The sequence below is a fragment of the Pseudomonas sp. SORGH_AS_0199 genome (genome assembly GCF_031453735.1).
Lineage (GTDB): Bacteria > Pseudomonadota > Gammaproteobacteria > Pseudomonadales > Pseudomonadaceae > Chryseomonas > Chryseomonas aestiva.
In genome coordinates this window covers 4,630,817-4,655,086 of record NZ_JAVJAE010000001.1, presented here as the reverse complement: position 1 = coordinate 4,655,086, position 24,270 = coordinate 4,630,817, and the positions used below count along the sequence as shown (strand labels likewise).

General features: G+C 62.2%; 25 protein-coding genes, 1 other RNA gene and 1 pseudogene. 17 read left to right on the top strand and 10 right to left on the bottom strand.

Annotated elements, in window-relative coordinates; all coding sequences use genetic code 11:
• From QE444_RS21810 to QE444_RS21780, 7 genes are all read left to right on the top strand, one after another.
• Complete coding sequence (locus tag QE444_RS21810; protein ID WP_007160783.1) at positions 1 to 342, top strand: hypothetical protein; 342 nt, start codon at positions 1 to 3, stop codon at positions 340 to 342.
• A gap of 80 nt (positions 343 to 422) precedes the next feature.
• On the top strand, positions 423 to 911 hold the full coding sequence (locus QE444_RS21805; RefSeq protein WP_133861321.1) for a TIGR00645 family protein: 489 nt from the start codon (positions 423 to 425) through the stop codon (positions 909 to 911).
• A gap of 147 nt (positions 912 to 1,058) precedes the next feature.
• Positions 1,059 to 1,364, top strand: a complete 306-nt coding sequence (locus QE444_RS21800) for a DUF6482 family protein (protein ID WP_133861320.1) — start codon at positions 1,059 to 1,061, stop codon at positions 1,362 to 1,364.
• Positions 1,361 to 2,911 carry a cryptochrome/photolyase family protein gene (locus QE444_RS21795; RefSeq protein ID WP_309741678.1) on the top strand — a complete coding sequence of 517 codons (1,551 nt, stop codon included), beginning with the start codon at positions 1,361 to 1,363 and terminating at the stop codon, positions 2,909 to 2,911. The genes QE444_RS21800 and QE444_RS21795 overlap by 4 nt, the downstream gene beginning before the upstream one ends.
• Positions 2,908 to 3,066, top strand: coding sequence for a DUF2256 domain-containing protein (locus tag QE444_RS21790; RefSeq protein WP_280308995.1), 159 nt, complete (start codon positions 2,908 to 2,910; stop codon positions 3,064 to 3,066). The genes QE444_RS21795 and QE444_RS21790 overlap by 4 nt, the downstream gene beginning before the upstream one ends.
• Before the next feature lie 41 nt (positions 3,067 to 3,107).
• The gene (locus QE444_RS21785) at positions 3,108 to 3,725 is read left to right on the top strand and encodes an FKBP-type peptidyl-prolyl cis-trans isomerase (protein ID WP_187980262.1); all 618 of its coding nucleotides are present in this window, start codon (positions 3,108 to 3,110) and stop codon (positions 3,723 to 3,725) included.
• 61 nt (positions 3,726 to 3,786) lie between these two features.
• Positions 3,787 to 3,862: non-coding RNA, sX9 sRNA (locus QE444_RS21780), on the top strand.
• Positions 3,863 to 3,874: 12 nt separating this feature from the next.
• On the opposite strand, the gene QE444_RS21775 is transcribed toward QE444_RS21780, so the two are convergent.
• Positions 3,875 to 4,129, bottom strand: coding sequence for a hypothetical protein (locus tag QE444_RS21775; RefSeq protein ID WP_007160789.1), 255 nt, complete (start codon positions 4,127 to 4,129; stop codon positions 3,875 to 3,877).
• Between the two features lie 137 nt (positions 4,130 to 4,266).
• Entirely contained in the window at positions 4,267 to 5,241 is a 975-nt protein-coding gene (locus tag QE444_RS21770; RefSeq protein ID WP_133861316.1) for a polyprenyl synthetase family protein, read from the bottom strand.
• 400 nt (positions 5,242 to 5,641) lie between these two features.
• Here QE444_RS21770 and rplU point away from each other — a divergent pair, with 400 nt between their 5' ends.
• From rplU to proB, 4 genes and pseudogenes are all read left to right on the top strand, one after another.
• Positions 5,642 to 5,956 (top strand): 50S ribosomal protein L21, encoded by a 315-nt coding sequence (rplU, locus tag QE444_RS21765; RefSeq protein ID WP_007160791.1) that lies wholly within the window; start codon positions 5,642 to 5,644, stop codon positions 5,954 to 5,956.
• A gap of 26 nt (positions 5,957 to 5,982) precedes the next feature.
• Positions 5,983 to 6,243 carry a 50S ribosomal protein L27 gene (gene rpmA / locus QE444_RS21760; protein ID WP_007160792.1) on the top strand — a complete coding sequence of 87 codons (261 nt, stop codon included), beginning with the start codon at positions 5,983 to 5,985 and terminating at the stop codon, positions 6,241 to 6,243.
• A 122-nt stretch (positions 6,244 to 6,365) separates the two neighbouring features.
• Positions 6,366 to 7,578 (top strand): annotated as a pseudogene (gene cgtA / locus QE444_RS21755) (Obg family GTPase CgtA).
• 15 nt (positions 7,579 to 7,593) lie between these two features.
• Positions 7,594 to 8,712 carry a glutamate 5-kinase gene (gene proB, locus QE444_RS21750; protein ID WP_017640856.1) on the top strand — a complete coding sequence of 373 codons (1,119 nt, stop codon included), beginning with the start codon at positions 7,594 to 7,596 and terminating at the stop codon, positions 8,710 to 8,712.
• A 103-nt stretch (positions 8,713 to 8,815) separates the two neighbouring features.
• Here proB and rpsT read toward each other — a convergent pair whose 3' ends face one another.
• On the bottom strand, positions 8,816 to 9,094 hold the full coding sequence (gene rpsT, locus QE444_RS21745; protein ID WP_007160795.1) for a 30S ribosomal protein S20: 279 nt from the start codon (positions 9,092 to 9,094) through the stop codon (positions 8,816 to 8,818).
• A 243-nt stretch (positions 9,095 to 9,337) separates the two neighbouring features.
• On the opposite strand from rpsT, the gene murJ reads away from it, so the two are divergent.
• The 6 genes from murJ to ispH all read left to right on the top strand — a co-directional run bounded on the left by murJ (position 9,338) and on the right by ispH (position 16,653).
• On the top strand, positions 9,338 to 10,876 hold the full coding sequence (gene murJ / locus QE444_RS21740; protein WP_133861313.1) for a murein biosynthesis integral membrane protein MurJ: 1,539 nt from the start codon (positions 9,338 to 9,340) through the stop codon (positions 10,874 to 10,876).
• A gap of 79 nt (positions 10,877 to 10,955) precedes the next feature.
• Positions 10,956 to 11,903: a bifunctional riboflavin kinase/FAD synthetase gene (ribF, locus tag QE444_RS21735; RefSeq protein WP_133861312.1), complete on the top strand. Its 948-nt coding sequence runs from the start codon at positions 10,956 to 10,958 to the stop codon at positions 11,901 to 11,903.
• Between the two features lies 1 nt (position 11,904).
• Entirely contained in the window at positions 11,905 to 14,739 is a 2,835-nt protein-coding gene (ileS, locus tag QE444_RS21730) for an isoleucine--tRNA ligase (RefSeq protein ID WP_273861777.1), read from the top strand.
• A complete protein-coding gene (gene lspA, locus QE444_RS21725; RefSeq protein ID WP_273861778.1) occupies positions 14,732 to 15,235 on the top strand; it encodes a signal peptidase II in 504 nt (167 codons plus the stop codon). The genes ileS and lspA overlap by 8 nt, the downstream gene beginning before the upstream one ends.
• Positions 15,228 to 15,674 (top strand): peptidylprolyl isomerase, encoded by a 447-nt coding sequence (locus QE444_RS21720; RefSeq protein ID WP_273861779.1) that lies wholly within the window; start codon positions 15,228 to 15,230, stop codon positions 15,672 to 15,674. The genes lspA and QE444_RS21720 overlap by 8 nt, the downstream gene beginning before the upstream one ends.
• A gap of 34 nt (positions 15,675 to 15,708) precedes the next feature.
• The gene (gene ispH / locus QE444_RS21715; protein ID WP_187980259.1) at positions 15,709 to 16,653 is read left to right on the top strand and encodes a 4-hydroxy-3-methylbut-2-enyl diphosphate reductase; all 945 of its coding nucleotides are present in this window, start codon (positions 15,709 to 15,711) and stop codon (positions 16,651 to 16,653) included.
• 15 nt (positions 16,654 to 16,668) lie between these two features.
• Here ispH and QE444_RS21710 read toward each other — a convergent pair whose 3' ends face one another.
• The 7 genes from QE444_RS21710 to QE444_RS21680 form a co-directional block, all read right to left on the bottom strand.
• Positions 16,669 to 17,127: a type IV pilin protein gene (locus QE444_RS21710; RefSeq protein WP_273861780.1), complete on the bottom strand. Its 459-nt coding sequence runs from the start codon at positions 17,125 to 17,127 to the stop codon at positions 16,669 to 16,671.
• 2 nt (positions 17,128 to 17,129) lie between these two features.
• A complete protein-coding gene (locus QE444_RS21705) occupies positions 17,130 to 21,002 on the bottom strand; it encodes a pilus assembly protein (RefSeq protein WP_273861781.1) in 3,873 nt (1,290 codons plus the stop codon).
• A gap of 14 nt (positions 21,003 to 21,016) precedes the next feature.
• The gene (locus QE444_RS21700) at positions 21,017 to 21,502 is read right to left on the bottom strand and encodes a PilX N-terminal domain-containing pilus assembly protein (protein ID WP_187980256.1); all 486 of its coding nucleotides are present in this window, start codon (positions 21,500 to 21,502) and stop codon (positions 21,017 to 21,019) included.
• A complete protein-coding gene (locus QE444_RS21695; RefSeq protein WP_280311528.1) occupies positions 21,499 to 22,596 on the bottom strand; it encodes a PilW family protein in 1,098 nt (365 codons plus the stop codon). The genes QE444_RS21700 and QE444_RS21695 overlap by 4 nt, the downstream gene beginning before the upstream one ends.
• Positions 22,593 to 23,096 carry a type IV pilus modification protein PilV gene (pilV, locus tag QE444_RS21690; RefSeq protein WP_187980254.1) on the bottom strand — a complete coding sequence of 168 codons (504 nt, stop codon included), beginning with the start codon at positions 23,094 to 23,096 and terminating at the stop codon, positions 22,593 to 22,595. The genes QE444_RS21695 and pilV overlap by 4 nt, the downstream gene beginning before the upstream one ends.
• Positions 23,093 to 23,602, bottom strand: coding sequence for a GspH/FimT family pseudopilin (locus QE444_RS21685; RefSeq protein WP_252977199.1), 510 nt, complete (start codon positions 23,600 to 23,602; stop codon positions 23,093 to 23,095). The genes pilV and QE444_RS21685 overlap by 4 nt, the downstream gene beginning before the upstream one ends.
• Positions 23,603 to 23,665: 63 nt before the next feature.
• Positions 23,666 to 24,190 (bottom strand): GspH/FimT family pseudopilin, encoded by a 525-nt coding sequence (locus QE444_RS21680; RefSeq protein WP_187980253.1) that lies wholly within the window; start codon positions 24,188 to 24,190, stop codon positions 23,666 to 23,668.
• Positions 24,191 to 24,270 lie beyond the last annotated feature (80 nt).

Below are 24,270 nucleotides of genomic sequence, written 5' to 3'. Positions count from 1 at the left end.
ATGTCCCGCACCATTACCCTGATCCGTCCCTGCCTGGGCCTCGTCACCCGTATCGAATGCGAAATCAAGCCGCTCGGTCAGGAACAGGGCCTCTGGACCCTGTTGTGCGCCGCCGGCCTGAATGGCCAGCAGCCCACCGCAATCAAGGCCCAGGGGCCTTTCCACGGTCCCAAGGCGGCCGAAGGCGTCATGACCGCCATCGCCGAAAACCTGGTGGAACAGGGCTATATCCAGGTCGAAGAGACCCAGATCTGGCGCCTGCACATGCAGAGCGAGCTGCGCAAGATGAACGGCGAACGTGCCCACCAGCAGGTGCGTTTCCAGGTCGGCCCCGACGCCTGAGTCAGGTACAACCTGCCGCATTGGTCCGCCCGCACCGCCCCGGTATACTCGCCCGGCCCTGGTAATCCGAGCGAGTCTGCATGGAACGTCTGATCGAAAAAGCCCTTTACGCCTCCCGCTGGCTGCTGGCCCCCATCTATCTGGGGTTGTCCCTGGCGTTGGTCCTGCTGGCGCTCAAGTTCTTTCAGGAAGTCTTCCACGTCCTGCCGCACATCTTCCAATCCACCGAAGCCGAACTCATCCTGCTGGTCCTGTCGCTTATCGACATGGCGCTGGTGGGTGGCCTGCTGGTCATGGTGATGATCTCCGGCTACGAGAATTTCGTCTCCCAGCTGGACATCGATGAAGGCTCGGAAAAGCTCAGCTGGCTGGGCAAGATGGATTCGGGCTCGCTGAAGAACAAAGTGGCTGCCTCCATCGTCGCCATCTCCTCGATCCACCTGCTGCGCATCTTCATGGATGCCCAGAACACCAATCCCGAATACCTCAAGTGGTACGTGATCATCCATCTGGTGTTCGTGGTCTCGGCCTTCGCCATGGGCTATCTGGATCGGCTGACCAAGCACTGACGGGCCGGGCGGCCACTTGTCCGCCGCCGGCAGCTTTCGTTTACGCTTTGTGGATTGCGCCGCTGCGCTTGCTTGTCCTAGGTTGTCGAATGCTCACAGCTGCCGATCGATACCAACCCTGGCGTCGATCTCGACCCGGAGGTTTCCATGCAATTGCCGGAATTGACCCAGCGCGCCCAGGCCGGCGAGGTCCGTGAACTCAATCTGCTGTCCATCGAGGGCGGCTTCTATGTGCTCGAGGTGCTCACCCAGGACGGTCGCACGCGGCTGACCGGCCGGGATGGCCACTTCTACCGCCTGGGCTCCGCTGCCCAGGCCCGCCGTCTGCTGGCCGACCTGCCGCCGCTGCCGTGCTTTCTCATCCAGCACAGCGCCTATGACGAGATGGTCGGCATGGCGCCACGCTCCTCGGAACCCCTGAAGATCCCGCTGAACTACCGGAACGCCTCTTGAGCGACGGCGTCGTCCGGCGCCTGCTGCCGATCCTTGGCGATCAGTTGTCGCCCCGGCTGGCCTCCCTGCGCGATGCCGATCCCGCCCAGGACGTGCTGCTGCTCGCCGAGGTCCCGGAAGAAACCAGCTACGTCCCGCACCATCCGCGCAAGATCGCCCTGATCTTCAGCGCCATGCGCCACTTCGCCAGCGAGATGCGCACGCATGGCTTCCAGGTCCATTACCGCACCCTGAATGACCCGGACAACCAGAGCTCGCTGCCGGCCGAGATCGCTTTCTGGGCGAAGAGGACGGGCGCGTGCGAGGTTCATCTGACCGAGGCCGGCGAATGGCGTCTGGAACAGGCCTTGCGGGGTCTCGCTCTGGCGGTGCCTGTGCAGTGGCACGGCGACGACCGATTCCTCTGCAGCCGCGGCGCCTTCGCCCGCTGGGCCGGGGCCCGCACCGAGTTGCGCATGGAGGCCTTCTACCGCGGCATGCGCAGACGACACGGCTGGTTGATGGAAGGGGAGGATGAACCCTGTGGCGGGGTCTGGAATCTGGACAGGGACAATCGCAAGGCCCTGCCCAGGCACCATCCTGTCCCCGAGCCCTTCAGCTGTCCGCCCGATGCCTGTACCCGGGAAGTGCTCGACCTGGTCGGGCAGCGCTTCGCCCATCACTATGGCCGGCTGGAGGGCTTCGACTATCCGGTGACCCGTACCGATGCCGAGCGCCTCTGGCAGCATTTCCTCGCGTCGGGTCTGCGCGACTTCGGCCGCTACCAGGACGCCATGGCCCATGGCGAGCCCTATCTGCATCACGCGCGGATCAGCGCGGCACTCAATATCGGGCTGCTGGACCTGCGTCAGCTCTGCGCCGACGTGGACGCCGCCTATCGCGAGGGCAGGGTGCCGCTCAACAGCGCCGAGGGTTTTCTGCGTCAACTGATCGGTTGGCGGGAGTACGTCCATGGCGTCTACTGGCTGCGCATGCCCGACTACCGGGAGCTCAATGTGCTGGGCAATAGCCGGGCGCTACCGGAGTTCTACTGGACCGGGACGACCCGCATGGCCTGCATGCGCGAAGCCATCGGCCAGACCCTGGCGCTGGGTTACGCCCACCATATCCAGCGGCTGATGGTCACCGGCAACTTCGCCCTGCTGGCCGGCATCGCGCCCCAGGCCATCGGCGAGTGGTACCTGGCGGTCTATCTGGATGCCTTCGAGTGGGTCGAGCTGCCCAACACCCAGGCCATGGTAATGCACGCGGACGGTGGCTATCTGGCGAGCAAGCCCTATTGCGCCAGCGGCCAGTACATCCGTCGCCAGTCCGACTATTGCAAGGGCTGCCACTATCAGGTCGGCGAGGCGCTGGGCGAGCGGGCCTGCCCCTTCAATGCCCTCTACTGGCATTTCCTGATCCGCCATCGCGGGCGCTTCGCCGACTATCCGCGCATGCTCAATCTCTATCGCAATCTCGATCGTCAGACGCCCGAACGGCAACAGGCGCTGTGGCAGCGGGGCGAGGCACTGCTGGCACGTCTCGACGCAGGAGAATCCCTATGAAGAAGGCCGATCTGCCCACCAAGCTCTGTCCGGTCTGCCAACGGCCCTTCACCTGGCGCAAGAAGTGGGAGCGCGACTGGGACGAGGTGCGCTACTGCTCCGAGCGCTGTCGCCGGCAGCGTGGCAGCCTAGGCGGCGGCGAGTCGAGTCCCTGATGTGCTAGGCTCGGCTCCTTTTTGACGATGGAAAGGCTGCTATGAACGACATTCTGCTCGACACCGACGAAGCCCGCGTCAGCTATGGCATCGGCCGCCAATTGGGCGATCAGCTGCGCCAGAATCCGGTCCCCGGCATGCAGCTGGCAGCCGTGCTCGCCGGTCTCAACGAGGCCTTCGACGGCCAGGAGTCCCGGGTGGACGTCGAGTCGCTGAACGCCAGCTTCCGGGTCATCCGCGAGCGCATGCAGGCAGAAGCCCAGATCAAGGCCGCCGCGGCCGCCCAGGAAGGCGTCGACTACCTGAAGGCCAATGCCGAGCGCCCTGGCGTCGTGGTGCTGCCGTCCGGTCTGCAATACGAGGTGCTCACCCAGGGTGAAGGCGCTACGCCGACTCGCGAAGACCAGGTGCGTACCCACTACCACGGCACCCTCATCGACGGCAGCGTGTTCGACAGCTCCTACCAGCGTGGCCAGCCGGCCGAGTTTCCGGTGGGCGGCGTGATCGCCGGCTGGACCGAAGCCCTGCAACTGATGCCTGCCGGCAGCAAGTGGCGCCTGCATGTGCCCAGTGAACTGGCCTATGGCGCCCAGGGCGTCGGCGGCATCCCGCCGCACAGCGTGCTGGTGTTTGACGTCGAGCTGCTCGACGTCCTTTAAGAGCGACCAACAAAACTACTGCGCGTCCGCCAGGCGGGTGCGTGCCGTGCTCGAAATCCTCATGTACCACTTGTACATTGCGGTTTCTGCGCTCCGCGCGCACCCGCCTAACAACCGCTCGCTACGTTCTGTTGGCCACTCTCCGGCCTTCAGCAGTCCAGCCGCAGCGCCTCGTTGTCCGGGCGCAGGGCCAGGGCGTAGCTGAACAGGAAGACCTGGCGGATCTGCTCCTTCACCACCCGCGGTTCGCTGGAGGTGAGGCTGTGCAGGTCCAGCTCGCCCAAATCCTTGAGTTCTTCCAGGGCCGTCTCGTCCAGTTCCGCGCAGACCTTGCCGGTTTCCCGGTTGAGGATGCGCAGATAGGGGTGCGGCCGGTCCAGCCAGGCGTCGATCAGATAAGTCATGGCAAGGGCTCCTGCTGTGCTATTTATGAGAATAATTCTTATTCAATAAATAGCAAGCCGATTACCTGACTTTTTTAGTAGGACATGAAAAAGCCAGCAATCTGGCGACGGCGGGCTCAGTCAGTCGACGGCAGGCCTCAGTGGGTACGGGCCACCGAGAAGCGACCCAGATCGGCGAGTGCGTCGCGATATTCGCTGGCGGGCAGAGCATCCAGGCAGGCGATGGCCCGCTCGGCGAATTCCTGCGCCTTGCGCGCGGTATAGTCCAGGGCGCCGGCGGCTTCGACGGCGGCGCGCACGCCTTCCAGATCCTGGCTGCCGCCCTGGCGGATCGCCTGGCGTACCAGTGCGGCCTGTTCGGCAGTGCCTTCGCGCATGGTCACGATCAGCGGCAGGGTCGGTTTGCCTTCGGCCAGGTCGTCACCGACGTTCTTGCCCAGGGCCACGGCGTCGCCCTGGTAGTCGAGCAGGTCGTCGACCAGCTGGAAGGCCACCCCCAGATGATCGCCATAGCGACGCAGGGCGTCCGCCTGTTCGGCGCTGGCGTCGGCCAGGATCGCTGCGCTGTGGGTGGAGGCCTCGAAGAGCATGGCGGTCTTGCCGCGAATGACCTCCATGTAGATCTCTTCGGTGGTGCTGGCGTCGCGGATCTTCGACAGCTGCAGCACCTCGCCCTCGGCGATGACACGAGTGGCCTGGGAGATGATGCGCATCACCTCCATGGAGCCCAGCGCCACCATCATCTCGAAGGAGCGGGCATAGAGGAAGTCGCCGACCAGCACGCTGGGGGCATTGCCCCAGAGGGCGTTGGCGGTGGAGCGGCCGCGGCGCATCCCCGAGGCATCGACGACATCGTCGTGCAGCAGGGTGGAGGTGTGCAGGAATTCGATGGTCGCCGCCAGCAGCTGCAGATCGTGGTCGGCGCGCCCGAGCGCCTTGCCGGCCAGCAGGACCAGCAGCGGACGCAGGCGTTTGCCGCCCGCGGAGACGATGTAGTCGCCAATCTTCTCGACCAGCGGCACGCGCGAGGTCAGCTGCTGGCGGATGATGCCGTCTACGGCGGCGAAATCGTCCGTCACCACGCGATAGAAGGACTGGGATTGCTGCGTCATTGAGAGGTGTCCACTGGAGGTCCGGGCAATATTCAGGCGGCCGGATGGCGCATGACCGCCAGACTATGCCCTAGGGACCGGCACGAGTGCCATGCCCAGGGATTGCCATCGCGCTCCCGCGGCTCGCCGCTCCTGCCGATTCGGCTGGGCACCGGCCCGGCATGGCCGCTGAACGAGGTTGCGCGGCATGCTAGGGGTGGGGTGGGGGGCTGTCAAGGCGCGGGCGGACGGCTCTTGCCTCCTGGCCCGGGCTTGCGTAGAATCGCGGGCCCTGAACATTCCTAGGGTTGACCCCCTGTCTTACGCAATTGCGCGGCGGTCCTTCCGGTCCCGTGCAGCCATGCCGGTCGACGATACCTCCTATAAAGCACCGGGTGAGCAGGTTTAACGGAGATTTACCATGTCCTACGCAGTTATCGTTACCGGTGGCAAGCAATACAAGGTCGCCGAAGGCGAATACCTGAAGGTCGAGAAGCTCGACATCGCCACCGGTGAAACCGTCACCTTCGACCAGGTTCTGCTGGTTGGCAACGGTGACGACGTCAAGATCGGTCTGCCGGTCGTTGATGGTGCCAAAGTGACCGCCGAAGTGACCGCCCAGGGCCGTCACGACAAGGTCACCATCATCAAATTCCGTCGTCGTAAGCATCACATGAAGCGTCAGGGCCACCGTCAGTGGTTCACCGAAATCAAGATCACTGGCATCCAGGCCTGATCTCGCCTCTAACGGAGAATTGACTCATGGCACACAAAAAAGCGGGTGGTTCTACTCGTAACGGTCGCGATTCCGAAAGCAAACGCCTTGGCGTGAAGCTGTATGGCGGCCAGGTCGTCAAGGCCGGCAACATCATCGTGCGTCAGCGCGGCACCCAGTACCATGCCGGTTACGGCGTGGGCCTCGGTAAGGATCACACCCTGTTCGCGAAAGTGGACGGCGTGATCAAGTTCGACGTGAAGGGCGCCTTTGGCCGTCGTTACGTGAGCATCGTCGCCGCCGCCTAAGGCCCGTGACGAAAGAAAAGCCCTGTCTACCCGACGGGGCTTTTTCGTTTGTAGTTAAGCTATTTCCCTTGTAGTTAAGCTATTTCCTTGTTTGCAGCGGCCCGCGAGCGCGGGAGGTCCAGATGAAATTCGTCGATGAAGTATCCATACACGTAAAAGCGGGTGACGGCGGCAACGGCATGATGAGTTTCCGCCGGGAGAAATTCATCGAGAAGGGTGGCCCAAATGGCGGTGACGGTGGCGATGGCGGGTCGATCTGGCTTGAAGCCGACATCAACCTGAACACCCTGGTCGATTACCGTTACACCCCGACGTTTCACCGCGCAGAACGGTGAAAAGGGCGGGAGCACCGAGTGCACCGGCGCCAAGGGTGAAGACCTGGTGCTGCCGGTACCCGTGGGCACCACGGTGATCGATGCGGCGACCCAGGAGATCATCGGCGACCTGACCCAGCCCGGTCAGCGCATCAGGGTGGTCCAGGGCGGCTGGCACGGCCTCGGCAATACCCGTTTCAAATCCAGCACCAACCGTGCGCCGCGGCAGACCACGCCCGGCAAGCCCGGCGAAGAGCGTGATCTCAAGCTGGAGCTCAAGGTGCTGGCGGACATCGGCCTGCTCGGCCTGCCCAATGCCGGCAAGAGCACCTTCATCCGTGCGGTGTCGGCTGCCAAGCCCAAGGTGGCGGACTATCCCTTCACCACCCTGGTGCCGAATCTGGGTGTGGTCAGCGTGGGGCGCTTCAAGAGCTTCGTGGTCGCCGACATTCCGGGGCTGATCGAGGGTGCCTCCGAAGGCGCCGGTCTGGGGATCCGTTTCCTCAAGCACCTGGCGCGAACCCGCCTGCTGCTGCACCTTGTCGACATGGCACCGCTGGATGAGAGCGATCCGGCCGAGGCTGCCGAGACCATCATCAACGAGCTCACCAAGTTCAGCCCGGCGCTCGGCGAACGTGACCGCTGGCTGGTGCTGAACAAGGCCGACCAGTTGCTCGACGACGAGCGCGAAGAGCGCCTCAAGGCGGTGGTCGAGCACCTGGACTGGCAGGGTCCGGTCTTTGTCATCTCCGCGCTTGAGCGCGAAGGGACCGAGCAGCTCTGTCAGGCGATCATGCAGTATCTCGACGAGCGCACCCTGCGCCTTGCCGAGGATCCGGCCTATGCCGAAGCGCTGGAAGAACTCGATCAGCGCATCGAGGACGAGGCGCGGGCACGGCTGCAGGCGCTGGATGACCAGCGTGCCCTGCGTCGTTCCGGGGTCAAGGCGGTGGACGATGCCGATGACGACTTCGATGACGAAGACGACGGCGACGGTCCGGAAATCTTCTACGTACGGTAAGAAAGGAGCTTGCCCATGCGTGATCAGGTGTCTGGCGCCCAGCGCTGGGTGGTGAAGATCGGCAGTGCCCTGCTGACCGACGACGGTCGTTGTCTGGACGGTGGGGCCATGGCTGGTTGGGTCGAGCAGATGGTGGCCCTGCACCAGGCGGGCATCGAGCTGGTGCTGGTGTCCTCGGGTGCGGTGGCGGCTGGCATGAGCCGGCTCGGCTGGGCGCAGCGCCCGACCGCCATCAACGAGTTGCAGGCGGCCGCGGCGGTGGGGCAGATGGGGTTGGTGCAAGCCTGGGAATCCAGCTTTGCCGAGCACCAGGTGCAGACCGCGCAGATCCTGCTGACCCATGACGACCTGTCCGATCGCAAGCGCTATCTCAACGCCCGCAGTACCTTGCGGACGCTGGTGAGCCTGGGCGTGGTGCCGGTGATCAACGAAAACGATACCGTCGTGACCGACGAGATTCGTTTTGGCGACAACGACACCTTGGCGGCCCTGGTGGCCAACCTGGTCGAGGCCGATCTGCTGGTCATCCTCACCGATCGCGATGGCATGTTCGACGCCGATCCGCGCAACAACCCCGACGCCAGTCTTATCAGCGAGGCGCGTGCCGACGATCCGGCGCTGGATCTGGTCGCTGGCGGTACCGGCGGTGCCCTGGGGCGTGGCGGCATGCAGACCAAGCTGCGTGCTGCTCGTCTGGCGGCACGTTCCGGTGCCTATACCGTCATCGTCGGTGGGCGTATCCAGCAGGTGCTCAGTCGCCTGCAGCAGGGCGAGCAGCTGGGGACCCTGCTGTCACCCGAGCGCGGCCTGGTGGCGGCGCGCAAGCAGTGGCTGGCCGGGCATCTGCAGGTGCGTGGCACCCTGCGCCTGGATGCCGGTGCGGTGCAGGCCCTGGTAGGCGGTCATCGCAGTCTGTTGCCGGTGGGTGTACGGGAGCTGGAAGGCAGCTTCCGGCGTGGCGAGATGGTCGCCTGCGTTGGCCCGGATGGGCGCGAGGTGGCGCGTGGTCTGGTCAACTACAGTGCGACCGAGGCGCGGCGCATCCTGGGGCGGCCCTCGGATGCCATCGTCGTCGAGCTGGGCTACGTCTACGAGCCCGAACTGATCCACAGGGACAACCTGGTCCTGGTCTGACGATCGTCGAGCCTGGCGCCTCTGCGGGGGGGGGGGGGCGTTGGGCTCTTGAATCTCAGGCAATAAAAAACCGGCCTAGGCCGGTTTCTTGTTCGAACGCTTATCAGGCAGCGGCGGGGGTAGCCAGGGCCTTGATGTGAGCGTTCAGGCGGCTCTTGTGACGAGCGGCCTTGTTCTTGTCGATGATGCCCTTGTCGGCCATGCGGTCGATGACCGGGACGGCAGCAACGTAAGCGGACTTGGCTTTTTCCAGGTCCTTGGCTTCGATCGCCTTGACGACGTTCTTGATGTAGGTACGCACCATGGAGCGCAGGCTCGCATTGTGGCTGCGACGCTTCTCAGCCTGTTTGGCGCGTTTTTTGGCGGAGGGGGAGTTAGCCACCGTGGAGCTCCTTCGAAAAAGACTGTATTGGGTACAGAGCGAACTCTGTAGCAAGTACAGAGCTAAATTAAGGTCGCGAATCTTGACGTCCCTGGCGTCGGCTGTCAAGGCCGTCTGGATGGATATCCGGCTGGTCGCCGATGAAGGGCCTCGTTACACTCGATCGCTTATGCCCATCGCACGACTGCGCTCGCGCGCTTCCTTCGTCACGTCCCGCTGCGTTCACCGAGTCCTCTCCCAGCCATGAATCTGCTCAAGTCCCTGGCCGCCGTCAGCTCCATGACCATGCTGTCCCGCGTGCTGGGTTTCGTGCGCGACACCATCGTCGCCCGCACCTTTGGCGCCGGCATGGCCACCGATGCCTTCTTCGTCGCCTTCAAGCTGCCCAATCTCCTGCGCCGCATCTTCGCCGAGGGCGCCTTTTCCCAGGCCTTCGTACCCATCCTGGCCGAATACAAGGCCCAGCAGGGCGAGGAGGCCACCCGGACCTTCCTGGCCTATGTCAGCGGCCTGCTGACCCTGGTGCTGGCGGTGGTCACGGTGCTGGGCATGCTGGCCGCGCCCCTGGTGATCTGGATCACCGCGCCGGGCTTTGCCGATACCCCGGAGAAATTCGCCCTCACGTCCAGCCTGCTGCGGGTGACCTTTCCCTACATCCTGCTGATCTCCCTGGCCTCCCTGGCCGGCGCCGTGCTCAATACCTGGAACAGATTCAACGTGCCGGCCTTCGTGCCGACCCTGCTCAACATCAGCATGATCATCTTCGCGCTGTTCCTGACGCCCTATTTCGATCCGCCGATCATGGCGCTGGCCTGGGCGACACTGGTGGGTGGCCTGGCCCAGTTCCTCTATCAGCTGCCACACCTCAAGCGCATCGGCATGCTGGTGCTGCCGCGGCTGAATCTGCGCGACACCGGTGTCTGGCGGGTCATGAAGCAGATGGGGCCGGCGATCCTCGGGGTCTCGGTCAGTCAGATCTCGCTGATCATCAACACCATCTTCGCTTCTTTCCTGGCGGCCGGCTCGGTGTCCTGGATGTACTACGCCGATCGCCTGATGGAGTTGCCTTCGGGGGTGCTCGGCGTGGCGCTCGGGACCATCCTGCTGCCGGCGCTGTCACGTACCTACGCCAAGGCCGATCGCCAGGAGTATTCGCGACTGCTCGACTGGGGGCTGCGACTCTGCTTCCTGCTGGTGCTGCCCTGTTCCGCGGCCCTGGCGTTGCTGTCCGAGCCGCTGACCGTCTCGCTGTTCCAGTACGGTCGCTTCGATGCCCATGACGCCCTGATGACCCAGCGGGCGCTGGTCGCCTATGCCGTGGGACTGCTCGGCATCATCCTGGTCAAGGTGCTGGCGCCGGGCTTCTATGCCCAGCAGAACATCAAGACGCCGGTAAAGATCGCCATCTTCACCCTGGCGGTGACCCAGGTGCTCAACCTGATCCTGATCGGGCCGCTGCAGCACGTCGGCCTGGCCCTGGCCATAGGTCTGGCGGCCTGTCTCAACGCCGGCCTTTTATTCTGGCAGTTGCGCCGCCATAACCTGTTCATCCCCCAACCGGGCTGGACGGGCTTCCTGCTCCGGCTGCTGATCGCGGTGGCGGTGATGACCGCCGTCCTGTTCGGTCTGATGCAGCTGCTGCCCAGCTGGAGCGAGGGGCTGATGTGGCAGCGCCTGCTGCGTCTGGGCGGCCTGGTCGCCGCGGGGGTGCTGGCCTATTTCGCCAGTCTCTTCCTGCTCGGCTTCCGCGTGCGCGACTTCAATCGGCGCGCGGTGCTGTGATTGCACAAGGCCGGGTGTGCGCCTGTCCTCGCGGCGGGCATCCGGATATAATCGATTAATTTCTGAGCAATCCCTATCCATGCAGCTGTTTCGCGGTCTCCATCATCTCGACGCCTTTCCCAAGGGCTGCGTTGCCACCATTGGCAACTTCGACGGGGTTCACCTGGGGCACCAGGCCATCCTCGCGCGGCTGCGTGAGCGAGCGGCGGAGCTTGGGGTGCCCAGTTGCGTGGTGATCTTCGAACCGCAGCCCCGCGAATTCTTCCTGCCCGACATCGCGCCAGTGCGCCTGACCCGCCTGCGCGAGAAGCTGGAATGCTTCGCGCGCCTGGGCGTCGACAATGTGCTCTGCCTGAATTTCAATCGGCGGCTGCGCGAGTTGTCCGCCGAGGCCTTCGTCCAGCAGGTGCTGGTGGACGGCCTGGGGGTGAAGCACCTGGAGATCGGCGACGACTTCCGTTTCGGCTGCGATCGCGCCGGCGACTTCACCTACCTGAATCTGGCCGCCCGCGACCACGGCTTCACCCTGGAAGCCGCCACCACCGTCGAGCTGGATGGCCTGCGGGTGAGCAGTACCCTGATCCGCCAGGCCCTGGCCGACGGCGATCTGGCCCTGGCCGCGCGCATGTTGGGACGCCCCTACAGCCTCTCGGGCCGGGTATTGCACGGCCAGAAGCTGGCGCGTCAGCTGGGTTGGCCGACCGCCAATGTCCAGCTCAAGCGGCGCCGACCGCCGCTGCGCGGCGTCTATCTGGTCAGCAGCCTGATCGATGGGCAGGTGGTACCCGGTGTGGCCAACATTGGCCAGCGACCGACGGTGCAGGGCGATGGCCGTCCGCATCTGGAAATCCATCTGCTGGACTTTTCCGGCGACCTCTATGGTCGCCACCTCAGCGTGACCTTCGTGCAGAAGGTCCGCGACGAACAGAAATTCGCCTCTCTGGAGGCCCTCAAGGCGGCGATCGAAGCGGACGTCGCCACGGCCCGCGCCTACTGGCAGGGGCAACCGTCAACGAGCCTGGACTGACATGACCGATTACAAAGCGACGCTCAACCTGCCGGAAACGGCATTCCCGATGAAAGCCGGCCTGCCGCAGCGCGAGCCGGAAGCGCTCAAGCGCTGGCAGGACATCGACCTGTACGGGAAGCTGCGCGCCATCGGCAAGGGCCGTCCGACCTTCATCCTGCATGACGGTCCGCCCTATGCCAACGGCAGCATCCACATCGGTCATGCGCTGAACAAGATCCTCAAGGACATCATCACCCGCTCCAAGACCCTGGCCGGCTTCGATGCCCCCTATGTGCCGGGCTGGGACTGCCATGGCCTGCCCATCGAGCACAAGGTGGAAACCACCTTCGGCAAGAATCAGCCGGCGGACCTGACCCGCGAGCGCTGCCGCGCCTATGCCAGCGAGCAGATCGAAGAGCAGAAGGCCGGCTTCGTCCGCCTGGGCGTGTTGGGTGACTGGAGCAATCCCTACCTGACCATGAACTTCGCCAACGAGGCCGGCGAGATCCGCGCGCTGGGCGAACTGGTCCAGAAGGGCTTCGTCTTCAAGGGCCTCAAGCCGGTCAATTTCTGCTTCGACTGCGGCTCGGCGCTGGCCGAGGCCGAGGTGGAGTACCAGGACAAGAGGTCCGACGCCATCGACGTGGCCTTCCCGGTCGCCGATGCCGACAAGCTGGCGGCCGCCTTCGGCCTCGGCGCGCTGGCCAAGCCCACCGCCATCGTCATCTGGACCACCACCCCCTGGACCATCCCGGCCAACCAGGCGCTCAACGTGCATCCCGAATTCACCTATGCGCTGGTGGACGTCGGCGATCGCCTGCTGCTGCTGGCCGAGGAACTGGTGGAAAGCTGCCTGGCGCGCTACGGCCTGCAGGGCGAGGTGATCGCCACTGCCCCGGGTACCGCCTTGGAACTGATCAACTTCCGCCACCCGCTGTACGAGCGACTGTCGCCCATCTACCTGGCCGAGTACGTCGAGCTGGGCGCCGGGACCGGTGTGGTGCACTGTTCGCCCGCCTATGGCGAGGACGACTTCCGCATCTGCAAGCAATACGGCCTGAGCAACGACGACATCCTCAATCCGGTGCAGAGCAATGGCGTCTACGCCGAGTCGCTGCCGCTGTTTGGTGGCCAGTTCATCTGGAAGGCCAATCCGGCCATCGTCGCCACGCTGCAAGAGGCGGGCGCGCTGCTCAAGCACGAGGCGATCAATCACAGCTACATGCACTGCTGGCGCCACAAGACCCCGCTGATCTATCGCGCCACTGCCCAGTGGTTCGTCGGCATGGACAAGCAGCCCAACGAAGGCGCCACCCTGCGCGAGCGCTCCCTGGCGGCCATCGAGCAGACCCAGTTCGTCCCGGCCTGGGGCCAGGCGCGGCTGCACGGCATGATCGCCGGCCGTCCCGACTGGTGCATCTCGCGCCAGCGCAACTGGGGTGTGCCGATTCCCTTCTTCACTCACAAGGAAAGCGGCGAGCTGCATCCGCGCACTGTCGAATTGATGGAAGCCGTCGCCCAGCGCGTCGAGCGCGAGGGCATCGAAGCCTGGTTCAAGCTCGATCCCGCCGAACTGCTCGGCGAAGAAGCCGGCCAGTATGACAAGAGCCGCGACACCCTCGACGTCTGGTTCGATTCCGGCACCACCCACTGGCACGTGCTGCGTGGCTCCCATGCCGAGCTGGCCCATGACCAGGGTCCGGTGGCCGATCTCTACCTTGAGGGTTCCGACCAGCATCGCGGCTGGTTCCACTCCTCGCTGCTGACCGGTTGCGCCATCGACGGCCATGCCCCCTACAAGGAACTGCTGACCCACGGTTTCACCGTGGACGAACAGGGCCGCAAGCAGTCCAAGTCGCTGGGCAACGTGGTCGCTCCGCAAAAGGTCATCGACAGCCTGGGTGCCGACATCCTGCGCCTCTGGGTCGCCTCGACCGACTACACCGGCGAGATGGCGGTCTCCGACCAGATCCTGCAGCGCAGCGCCGACTCCTATCGTCGCATCCGCAACACCGCGCGCTTCCTGCTCTCCAACCTGTCCGGCTTCGATCCGGCGGTCAACCGGGTCGCCCCCGAGGACATGATCGACCTGGATCGCTGGGCCGTGGATCGCGCCCTGCTGCTGCAGCAGGAAATCGAGCAGGCCTACGCCGAGTACCGCTTCCTCAACGTCTACCAGAAGGTGCACAACTTCTGCGTGCAGGAGCTGGGCGGCTTCTACCTTGACATCATCAAGGACCGCCAGTACACCACCGGCGCCGACAGCCTGCCGCGGCGTTCCTGCCAGACCGCGCTGTATCTCATCGCCGAAGCCCTGGTGCGCTGGATCGCGCCCATCCTGTCCTTTACCGCCGACGAGATCTGGCAGTACCTGCCGGGCGAGCGTGAAGAGTCGGTGATGCTGACCACCTGGTACGACGGCCTCTTCGCCCTGCCCGAGGGTGCGACCCTGGATCGCGCCTACTGGGATCAGGTGATGGCGGTCAAGGCCGCGGTCAACAAGGAGCTGGAGAACCAGCGCGCCGCCAAGACCCTGGGTGGCAGCCTGCAGGCGGAGATCACCCTCTACGCCGACAGCGCCCTGCAGACCGTACTGGAGGCCCTGGGCAACGAACTCAGATTCGTGCTGATCTCGTCCCAGGCCGCTGTCCAGCCGCTGGAAAAGGCCCCGGAAGGCGCCGTGACCAGCGAACTGAGTGGACTCAAGCTGGTGGTGCGCAAGTCCGAGGCCCCCAAGTGCGCCCGTTGCTGGCATCACAGCCACAGCGTCGGCCAGGATGCCGCACACCCGGAGATCTGCGAGCGTTGCGTGACCAACGTCTACGGCGCAGGCGAGGTGCGTGAGCATGCGTGACGCCCAGCGTTTCGGTGCCTTGCCATGGTTGGCCCTGAGTGTGCTGGTGATCCTGCTGGATCAGCTGACCAAGCTTTACTTCCAGGCCAACCTGTCGCTTTACCAGCAGGTGACGGTGATTCCGGACATCCTCAGCTGGACCCTGGCCTACAACCCGGGCGCTGCCTTCAGCTTCCTGGCCGATCACTCCGGCTGGCAGCGCTGGTTCTTCGCCGGCATCGCGGCGGTGGTGAGCGTGGTCCTGGTGGTCTGGCTCAAGCGCCTGCGCAACGACACCTGGACCGCCATCGCCCTGGCCCTGATCCTTGGTGGCGCCCTGGGCAATCTCTATGACCGCCTGGTGCTGGGCCACGTCATCGACTTCATCCTGGTGCACTGGCGCCAGGAGTGGTACTACCCGGCTTTCAACCTGGCCGACAGCGCCATCACCGTCGGTGCCGTGATGCTGGCCCTGGACATGTTCCGCAAGAAGAAGCCCGAGGAAGCCCATGGCTGAAATCACCATCGGCCCGGATACCCGGGTCACCCTGCATTTCGCCATCAAGCTGCAGAACGGCGACGTGGTGGACAGCACCTTCGACAAGGCGCCGGCCACCTTCACCGTTGGCGACGGCAATCTGCTGCCCGGTTTCGAGCAGGCGTTGTTCGGCCTGGAAGCTGGTACCAAGACCAGCCTGACCATTCCACCGGAGCGCGGCTTCGGCCAGCCCAACGACGGCAACCTGCAGACCATGGCCCGGGACGGCTTCAGTGACATGGAGCTGTCGCCCGGACTGCTGATCATCTTCGGCGACGCCGCCGGTGGCGAGATGCCTGGCGTGGTCAAGAGCTACGACGACGAGCAGGTGATCATCGACTTCAACCACCCGCTGGCCGGCCGTGTGCTGACCTTCGACGTGGACATCCTGGCCATCGAGCCTGCCGTCTCCCACTGATCTACCGCCGCCCGTGAAGCGGGCAGAGGAGCCTATGCAGATCAAGCTCGCCAATCCCCGCGGCTTCTGCGCCGGCGTGGACCGCGCCATCGACATCGTCGATCGGGCGCTGGACGTTTTCGGTCCGCCCATCTATGTGCGTCACGAAGTGGTGCACAACAAGTTCGTGGTCGACAACCTGCGCGCCCGGGGCGCCGTCTTCGTCGAAGACGTGGCCGACGTACCGGACGATGTCATTCTCATCTTCAGCGCCCATGGCGTCTCCCAGGCTGTGCGCCGCGAGGCCGCCGAGCGTGGCCTCAAGGTGTTCGACGCCACCTGCCCGCTGGTGACCAAGGTGCACATGGAAGTCGCGCGCTACAGCCGCGACGGCCAGGAATGCATCCTCATTGGCCACGCCGGGCATCCGGAAGTGGAGGGCACCATGGGCCAGTACGACGACCGTGCCGGCGGTGCCATCTACCTGGTGGAAGACGAGGAGGACGTGGCAAGGCTCGAGGTGCGCAATCCCGAAGCCCTGTTCTATGTCTCCCAGACCACCCTGTCGATGGACGACACCCGCATTGTGATCGACGCCCTGCGCGCCAAGTTTCCCCACATCAACGGCCCGCGCAAGAACGACATCTGCTACGCCACCACCAACCGCCAGGACGCGGTAAAGACACTGGCGCTGGAAAGCGACGTAGTGCTGGTAGTGGGCAGCCCCAGCAGCTCCAACTCCAACCGTCTGCGCGAACTAGCCGAACGTCTGGGCACTCCGGCCTACCTCATCGACGGCGCCGAAGACCTGCAGCAGAGCTGGTTCGAAGGCGTGCAGCGCATCGGCGTCACCGCCGGCGCCTCAGCCCCCGAGGTCCTGGTACGCGGCGTCATCGACCAGCTGCAGAGCTGGGGCGCCACCGGCGAGATCGAGCTGGAAGGCGAGCCGGAACACATCACCTTCACCCTGCCGCGAGAGCTCAGGGTAAAGGCGGTATAGGACGTAGCTGGCGCCTTAGCGGCGCCAGCAGTCGGCGGTAGTGGCGCCGGTGCCGCTTTGGCCCTTCAAGCCGGCATTGTCGAGCGTCAAGTTGCCGCAGCGATCGCCGGCCATAGGGCCGCTTGCACGAGGTGCCGCCTGAAGGGTGTAGCCAGTAGCCGTCACCGCACTCAGGCTCAAATCATAAACGGGCCGCCCTCCATCCTTGGGAGCGGTAGTGAACGGCAGGCTGGGTGCCGTACCGGCCGCATCTGTGGTGTAGCGTCCCAGGCGGGTATAGTTTCGCTCCATAAACTGTGCCAACTCCATGAGTGAGGCCTGGGCATCAGCCCTGTTGGCCCTGCGTATGTGCTCCTGATACGACGGATAGGCGATGGCGGCCAGGATGCCGACGATGGCCACTACGATCATAAGTTCAATGAGCGTGAAGCCAGTCTGTCTGGGTAGATGTGGCCACTTATTGGATGCAGGCATAATCAGTTCCTGATTTCTCGCCAAGAGACTCGCCCTGATGTCCTCGTTCCTTTAGGAATAACAAGACGGTTGCCCTGGCTGTCATAAAGCACGTCTGTAGATGAAGGAGTACCATCCGCCAAGGTATCCCTATTCAATATGGTAGGTGTTTTGAGAATACCGCCATTGATATCTATCATGCCGGAGTCAGGTATGTTTCCTCCGAGCAAGGTGTCGTTGTCGCTATCGTTCAGTTGATTGTCTTGGTTCAGGTCGAAATAGGTGTATTTCAGCGAACCGCCATTTAACGGATTGATTGCCATGGTCCAGCTGGTGCCGCCGCCGGTGCACGGGTCGCTTGAAGGCGTCAGTGTCGTGAATACCAATGCACCACCGTGCAGTCTACTCGACGAAACCACTCTTTCTCCGGTCAAAGTACCCGGCCCGCCATTTGCGCTCTTCCACACCAGGTCCAAGAACCAGCCGGCTTGGTTTGAGGTAAGGTCGAAGGTGCTGACACGACGTCCTTTTCTTGTGCCAACCGTTCGCTCGTTGAGGATCTTCTGCTCAAGCAGCTGACTTCTGGTAACCGTCTGGCCGCGATCAACGATCCCGTAGAAGGTTTCCATGCGCGGCGTACCAGTCAGGTTGTTGTCGCCTATCTGAAAGTAGCTACCGGTCCCGAACAGGATGATGGCTTTGCCATCGGTATTCAGGGCCGCGCTGAGAGGAGCGGTGATGGGTTGTCTGGCAGCGTTACTAGCGTTGCCGGCAGTCGCAATGAACATAGGGGCACTAGGCGTTTGCCAGGCCGTGCTATCCGTGCTGGAAACGTCGAAACGCCACAGATTCCCGGCCGTATCTCCTACATAGAAATAGTCAGTGATGCGATCATTATTCAGATCTATCGCCAGCGGCTCGCCCAGGCCGCCCGTGGTGGTAAGGGTAAAGGTCTTGAGTACATCGCCATTGCTGGCATCAAGAATCCATACCTTGCCTGAAGTCACGGCGTTATCGCTAAAGCCGCTGGTGACGATGACGCCGAATTTGCCATTGGGTAGGGCGACGATGGCCGGCTTTTGAATGGGATAGCGCATGTCTGGAGAGGAAAACTCCCAGAGCGCTGCTTGATTCGTCATAGCTCCAGGATTCGTGACATCCAAGGCAAAGACTCCATTGCCACCGGCCCCTGTGGTGCCTACGATCAGAGTATGCCAACTGTTGCCGAAGTAGACGTCAGAAGTCGCTGGAGAGCCATCCACGAAGTATCTATGACTGTAGTTGCTTTGGGTCAGCCGGTAGAGGTTGCCCATCACTGCCTGAGGCACATAGGCAAAAAGTTCGGTTCCGCCCGAGCTGGTAAGGCTGGCATCAAAGCCATGCAACATGCCATCGTTGGCGCCGACGACGATCAAAGGTGCGCGGTTCTTATAGGCTGTGCCTTGGCGGAAAGCGATGTATTGATCGCCGCCAAGGGCGCTAGGCAGCAGGTTATAGCCGTAGTCTGGCTGACCTACATACAGCGGGTCGGAATTGACGATATCGCCTAGGCGGCTAGCACGCTTACGCAAGGGATTGGAGGCGGCGGTTTCCTCGCTGCGGTTGCCCTGCAGATAGGCCAATCGACGTTTGCCCTCATCCTCACTGGCTTGACTGCCGTCGGTATTGCGACGCAGCGCGGTCTGCCCCTCCGCTTTGATGCCATCCCAGTCGAAGTTCTGGCGATCCGTCGATACCAGGTTGGTACCCGTGAAAGGCCCCATGGTGAATATCTTGCGCGTAGACCAGGACTGGGCATCCAGCTTGGCCGCAGCGCTCCAGAGGCTGGTGGCAGACAGGGTGCCGTCGGTATTGAAGGTCTTTGCAATCAGATCCCCGCTCCAGTAACGGGCACTGAAGTTCGCTTGGTAGAAAGCTGTGCCGGTTTCCAGAGAGCCACTGTTTGCGCCCAGAGAGGTGCTGGTGTTACTGGTTTCGCTGGCGATTTTAGCAAAGGCGTTCTTCAGACTGGTAGTCATGGCTTGAGCGTCGCTGGCCACGAAGAAGTTGTCCGGACGTTTGTCTCCTGTCGGCAGGGTTTCGCCGTTGGTTGTCCAAAGGTTTTCGGTGATGCTGGCCTGAGTGGTCGTGGTTGCATAGGGTTGAAAATTACTGGGTACTACGAAGCCACCATATTTGGCTGCAAGCCAATATTGGTTCTGACTTTTTCCAGCGAGCGTCTGGTTTTCTCGAACGTCCATCCAGTAGGTGGATATCGTTTGATTGCCGGCCAAGTCCGAGCGCTGATCTTGGGTATGGGCATCGTAGGCAAGGCCGGCAATATAGGCCGAGTTCCCACGGCCGGTAAAGGGCGTGTTGATGGTGATATTTTCCAGCGAGGCAACTTTCTGGGTGGCGGTTTGTACATTCACCGTGGTGTCTGCTGTCACCTCGGGGGGCTTGGCGGGTTCGCCACCTGAGGAAGTGTCGCCTCCTGGGAGATTCTTGTCTTGCCAGGTATTGGTATCACCGATACCGAGAATCACGTTTTTCTGGCAAGAGTAGGTGATGGGGTCTTGCCAGCTGGTAACAACTGGGAAGCCATCGGCTTGAGCATAACGATTGGTCGCGTTCCCGGTGAGATTGCTATAAGAGGCCACGTTGCCTTGATTCTTGAAATAGCGGATGGCTGTGTAATAGAGCTCGCTGACCGGGTCTAAACTTTTCAAATTTCGATAGTTTTTCTGGGCGTCATAGGGCATTGAGCCGAATTTATTCAGGTAATTGATGACGCCACTGTTGGTGATGCCTGTAGTGCCCGGTGTGTCGCTGGCTTCGGTAGGTGAAGGATTGATACTTTGAACACCAGTGGTCGCGTCCCACTCCGTCCTGGAGTTGCTGCTCTGGTCAGGATTTACCGGGCCGATGAATGCCTGGTTGGCTCTGAGTACGCCGCCATCGCGAAGCTGATCGGAATCGTTGAGATAACTGAATACTGAGTAGCGTAGTCGATCTGAATACTGTTGTAGCAAGCCTTCGGGCTTGTAGTTGGTGTCCGAGTAACGCTTACAGTTAGTTTCAATGCCTACCGCCGGATTACAGACCCGTACCTGAACGCGCACGCGATAGACGCTGTTGGTATAAAGGGCAATGCCTCCGGGGTAGTAGTCTCTGCGAAGATTGTTGCCATCCCATTGACGCGTATTGCTTGGGTCCAGATCAACCCAGACCTCAGGCCAGTTGTTGCCATAACCATAGTTCGCGGAACCGCCGCCGCCAATACGGTCGTTCCAGTTGGAAAACAGCATGTCGAAACCCTGACCTTCCAACCGAACGTAGAGGTTGTCCCAAGTAGCTGCGAAAGGCGTTGCGCCGGCGATTTCGGACGGAGGTATAACCCCTTGATCAGTGTTAAGGCGATTGCCAGCGCTGTTCTGCCCGTCATGTCGGGCTTTTTGAAGCACCGTAAGGGTTGCGGTATCCCTGACGCGAGCACCACCTGTCAGGGCGCTGCGAAACGGATCGATGGTAGGTGTCGCGGCCCAGTTGAGAAAGTTACCGCTCCACTGCTTGGCGCCCGTGCATTTACGGCCGGTAGCGGCGCTTTGAGGCTGAAACCAACTGTTATCCAAGTTGGTACCGCCTTGACCGGTTGCATTCGCGTAACTGTATACGTAGCACTTATTGGAGTCGAAATAGCCGCTGTAGGTGTTGGCTGAGCTATAGCTGCCAAGGTTGGCTACGGAAAGTACCGTCGGCCACTCTACTGACGGTACCAGCGCGAGACTACCGGGTATGTCACCACCGGTTACCAGAGGCGATTGCGAAACGGTCGCCTGGGCTAATGGCGCTATGGCAAGACAAGCCAGCAGGCCAGAAGTGCTAAGGCGGCTGAAAGGTGCAGTAGATCGGCGCATGGAAATCTCCGGGCCTAACGCCTGATGTAAAGGGTACTGATTTCTACGCTGGAACTGGCTGCAGAGCTGGCGGACTGACCGTTGCTAGAGAGGGACAAGTCTTGAGCTGCACCCTGACCCTTGCTAAGGATACGGACGACGCTGGTCGTGATGGGTTTGCTGCTACCTATATCCCCTCCAGCAGTTCGCAGGGTGACCCCGGGCAGCGGCACGATGCTGTAGATGGTCGACTGCAGTTCTGGCGGAGTGATCGTTACGGACCGTGGCACCATCATGTTCTGCAGCGTAGCGAGACTGGCGTTCATTACCCACGTCTCGGCGACTCGTTGGCCCATCTCGGCAGCCTGGAAGGCTCGGCTTTCGTCACGCAGATTTCCGGCCATGCGCTCCTCAAGGGTCGTGCCACGCATGCTGCCAAGGGCTAGCAAGGTCAAGAGCAGTAGCATCACCAGGGTGACGATCAGTATCGCGCCGCGCTGTGCCGAGGGAAGCTGATTCATGGCAGGTGATTTCGGATGCTGACGGTAAGAGTGAAGACCTGGCCAATGCGGCCATCGGCGATGGTTAGCGGATCGACACCCTGGACCGGAGGATCATTGAAGACCACCTGTTGATTGGGCGTGACGGCATTGCGCTCGCGACTCACGGCCAGCAGGCGGATGCGTGCCGAGACTACGCTTTGCCAATCTGTAATATCGCTAGCGTCTTTATAGATACCGGTACCCGAGGTGCTGAGGCTGCCATTAGTGGTTGCTGTGGCATAACGGATCTGGAGCCGCTGGATACCACTGACCAGTTCTTCCGCTGGTTGATTGAGGCCGTCGTAGACCCTGCGCCAGAGTGAAGGGACACCGGTATCAGGATTGTTCTGCAGGTAATACACCACGCTTTGATAAAGCAACAGCTGAGCCATGTCACTACTAGTGCTGGGACTGGTGCTGCTACTGGTGTTCTTGGCGATGGTGGTGCCGTAGTCGTGTGGGGCGAAGGTCCTGCCATTGGGTAGGGATACACGATTGTCGTTGACCGCGCTCTGATTGGCGAACAGATGGCAGCTCAATGGGTCGCTGATGACCAGCAGACGATTCTGAGGTAGGCCGGCGGAGGTCGAGATCTGGGTTGCCGTGGCGCCAGTCAGCAAGACACCGGCAGGTGTCACCGCATGTGCAAGAAAGACTACATCGGTGTCAGGCGTGCGTGCATCGAAGGTTGGCTTGAACCAAGGGGGCGTTCTGTTCGGGGCTTGGTTATTGACATCACTCGTGGTACTCCAGCCCTGTATACCCGTAGTCAAGACATAGCGGATATCGTCCGTGCCATCCTCCTGTTGGGTGAGGGTGGTCGGCAGCAAACTGGTGAGAGCTGTCAGGCATCCCCCTCGATAACCCGCGTTCCGCAGGTCGAAGGACAGAAATTCCAAGGCGAAGCGTCCTGACTCCTGCACTTGCGACAGCGCCGAATTGGTCTGGTAGGTACGTTTGGAGGATAGGAACAGCTGCAGTACGCCGCCCATCAATAGCAGCCCAAGTAGCAGGGCTATCATCAACTCTATGATGGAAAGGCCGCCTTGCCGCTTGGCTGAGATGGGCCTCATAGCTGCGTCCTGTAGGTGAAGAGCTCGAAGCTGCTGTTGCTAGTGGCAGGGCTGCTGCAACTGTCGCTTGTCGGCGCCACCGCCTGAGCCGATTTGATGGCAGCGCGGCGATCATTCCAGCAGATGGTGACGATGACTGCGTTGCTGTTATCCAGGCTAAGGCTGCCTGTGCCTTGGGGAAGGCTAAGAGCCAAGGCATTTAGCCAGCCATTTACGTCTTGCTGGGCCGCTGAACCCGAAAGCGCGTTGTCGCTTTTTGAGGTCGGAAAACTCACTGAATAGCTGCTCCGGTTGGCCAGCGCTGCAACTCGATTCGCGCGCATGCGATCCACGATGTCATTGGCCAGAATGGTGGCCTGGGAACGATAGTAGGCGCCCTGGTTGCTCTGCACGCTCACTGTCTGCAAACCGGCCAGACCCAGCAAGCCGATAGCCAGGATGAGCATGGCGACCAATACCTCGATCAGGGTGGCGCCCTTTTGCCATCCGTACCCGCTCATGGGCAGCCACCTGCGTTGACCGTGGCATTACCGGTTGCGCTGATCTGGATGGTACGGCTGCACGTGGGCGCCGTAGTAATCGTAAATGTTGCCTGAGCGCCACTGAGGCCATTGCTTTGATAGGTAATGCCTGTGCTAGGACCCGTGAGAGTGCCACCACTGATAGGTTCCCAGGTTCGTAACACGATGGTGCCTTGCATCAGGCGCCAGCCGGATGACCAGTCCGCGCCGTCTACGCAAACGTTGCTACCTGCGGTGCTGCGACAGAGCACGACATTGGTCCGCCGCTTTAGAGCTTCGGACCGCGCGAGTTGCAGGGTGCCCAGCAACTCGTTGCTTAACACAGCCGCACGATTGCTTTGCAGTATTCGGGTAAAGGATGGCGCAGCAATGCTGATCACGATCGCCAGAATGGCGATCGCTACCATGGTTTCGATCAGGGTAAAGCCGTACTGGGTACGCATCGTCTTTTTCGCCAGGCTGTAAGGCCAAGCATGGGGGATCATGCGTGGCTGGGCCAGCGTACGGCGGATATCCGGTCAAAACGGCAAGGTATTTGGTCAGTGCTTTCAGGCACAGCGATCAGTGGTACGAAGATTCGTCACTTCGATCCGTCCGGCCTTGTTCAGGACCAGTCGTGCGCGCGGCTCGGTGCCCTGGCAGAGGATGAAGCTGCCGTTCAGGGCGTTGGTCACACCGCTGTTCAAAAACGTCAGATGAGGTAGCGTACGGAAATTGTTCCAGCGCCAGTGCAGGCCGTCGGGGAGCTGACTGGTCAGCAGGGTGGGCTCCTCGGCTGACTGAAGGCCGTCGCGATCCCAGTCGCGGAAGACCCGCGTGGTGACCGACCAGAGATTCGAGCTGTCGCAGTCGCCTGCCGGTGCATGACAGATGGACACGCTGCCAGAACCGTTGATGGCAGCCGCCCGGGCGAAGTTGACCGTCTCCCTGAGTTGTTGAATGGCGAGCTGCTGACGATTGCGCTGCAGCATTCCACCGAAGGCGGGAATGGCGAGGGAAGCGACGATGCTCAGCACGCTGAGGCAGATCAGGGATTCGAAGAGGCTGAAGCCTCGCGCGATGCGATAGGTCATGTTGACGTCCTTGTGGGTAGGCGGCCTTCCTGGCCGCGCTAGCCGTTTTGCGCCAAGACGGCGGAACAGTCAATTGCAGG

Coding starts and splice junctions, on each gene's coding strand:
- QE444_RS21810 (WP_007160783.1), top strand. CDS start 1: ATGTCCCGCACCATTACCCTGATCCGTCCCTGCCTGGGCCTCGTCACC.
- QE444_RS21805 (WP_133861321.1), top strand. CDS start 423: ATGGAACGTCTGATCGAAAAAGCCCTTTACGCCTCCCGCTGGCTGCTG.
- QE444_RS21800 (WP_133861320.1), top strand. CDS start 1,059: ATGCAATTGCCGGAATTGACCCAGCGCGCCCAGGCCGGCGAGGTCCGT.
- QE444_RS21790 (WP_280308995.1), top strand. CDS start 2,908: ATGAAGAAGGCCGATCTGCCCACCAAGCTCTGTCCGGTCTGCCAACGG.
- QE444_RS21785 (WP_187980262.1), top strand. CDS start 3,108: ATGAACGACATTCTGCTCGACACCGACGAAGCCCGCGTCAGCTATGGC.
- QE444_RS21775 (WP_007160789.1), bottom strand. CDS start 4,129: ATGACTTATCTGATCGACGCCTGGCTGGACCGGCCGCACCCCTATCTG.
- QE444_RS21770 (WP_133861316.1), bottom strand. CDS start 5,241: ATGACGCAGCAATCCCAGTCCTTCTATCGCGTGGTGACGGACGATTTC.
- rplU (WP_007160791.1), top strand. CDS start 5,642: ATGTCCTACGCAGTTATCGTTACCGGTGGCAAGCAATACAAGGTCGCC.
- rpmA (WP_007160792.1), top strand. CDS start 5,983: ATGGCACACAAAAAAGCGGGTGGTTCTACTCGTAACGGTCGCGATTCC.
- proB (WP_017640856.1), top strand. CDS start 7,594: ATGCGTGATCAGGTGTCTGGCGCCCAGCGCTGGGTGGTGAAGATCGGC.
- murJ (WP_133861313.1), top strand. CDS start 9,338: ATGAATCTGCTCAAGTCCCTGGCCGCCGTCAGCTCCATGACCATGCTG.
- ribF (WP_133861312.1), top strand. CDS start 10,956: ATGCAGCTGTTTCGCGGTCTCCATCATCTCGACGCCTTTCCCAAGGGC.
- ileS (WP_273861777.1), top strand. CDS start 11,905: ATGACCGATTACAAAGCGACGCTCAACCTGCCGGAAACGGCATTCCCG.
- lspA (WP_273861778.1), top strand. CDS start 14,732: ATGCGTGACGCCCAGCGTTTCGGTGCCTTGCCATGGTTGGCCCTGAGT.
- QE444_RS21720 (WP_273861779.1), top strand. CDS start 15,228: ATGGCTGAAATCACCATCGGCCCGGATACCCGGGTCACCCTGCATTTC.
- ispH (WP_187980259.1), top strand. CDS start 15,709: ATGCAGATCAAGCTCGCCAATCCCCGCGGCTTCTGCGCCGGCGTGGAC.
- QE444_RS21710 (WP_273861780.1), bottom strand. CDS start 17,127: ATGCCTGCATCCAATAAGTGGCCACATCTACCCAGACAGACTGGCTTC.
- QE444_RS21705 (WP_273861781.1), bottom strand. CDS start 21,002: ATGCGCCGATCTACTGCACCTTTCAGCCGCCTTAGCACTTCTGGCCTG.
- QE444_RS21700 (WP_187980256.1), bottom strand. CDS start 21,502: ATGAATCAGCTTCCCTCGGCACAGCGCGGCGCGATACTGATCGTCACC.
- QE444_RS21695 (WP_280311528.1), bottom strand. CDS start 22,596: ATGAGGCCCATCTCAGCCAAGCGGCAAGGCGGCCTTTCCATCATAGAG.
- pilV (WP_187980254.1), bottom strand. CDS start 23,096: ATGAGCGGGTACGGATGGCAAAAGGGCGCCACCCTGATCGAGGTATTG.
- QE444_RS21685 (WP_252977199.1), bottom strand. CDS start 23,602: ATGATCCCCCATGCTTGGCCTTACAGCCTGGCGAAAAAGACGATGCGT.
- QE444_RS21680 (WP_187980253.1), bottom strand. CDS start 24,190: ATGACCTATCGCATCGCGCGAGGCTTCAGCCTCTTCGAATCCCTGATC.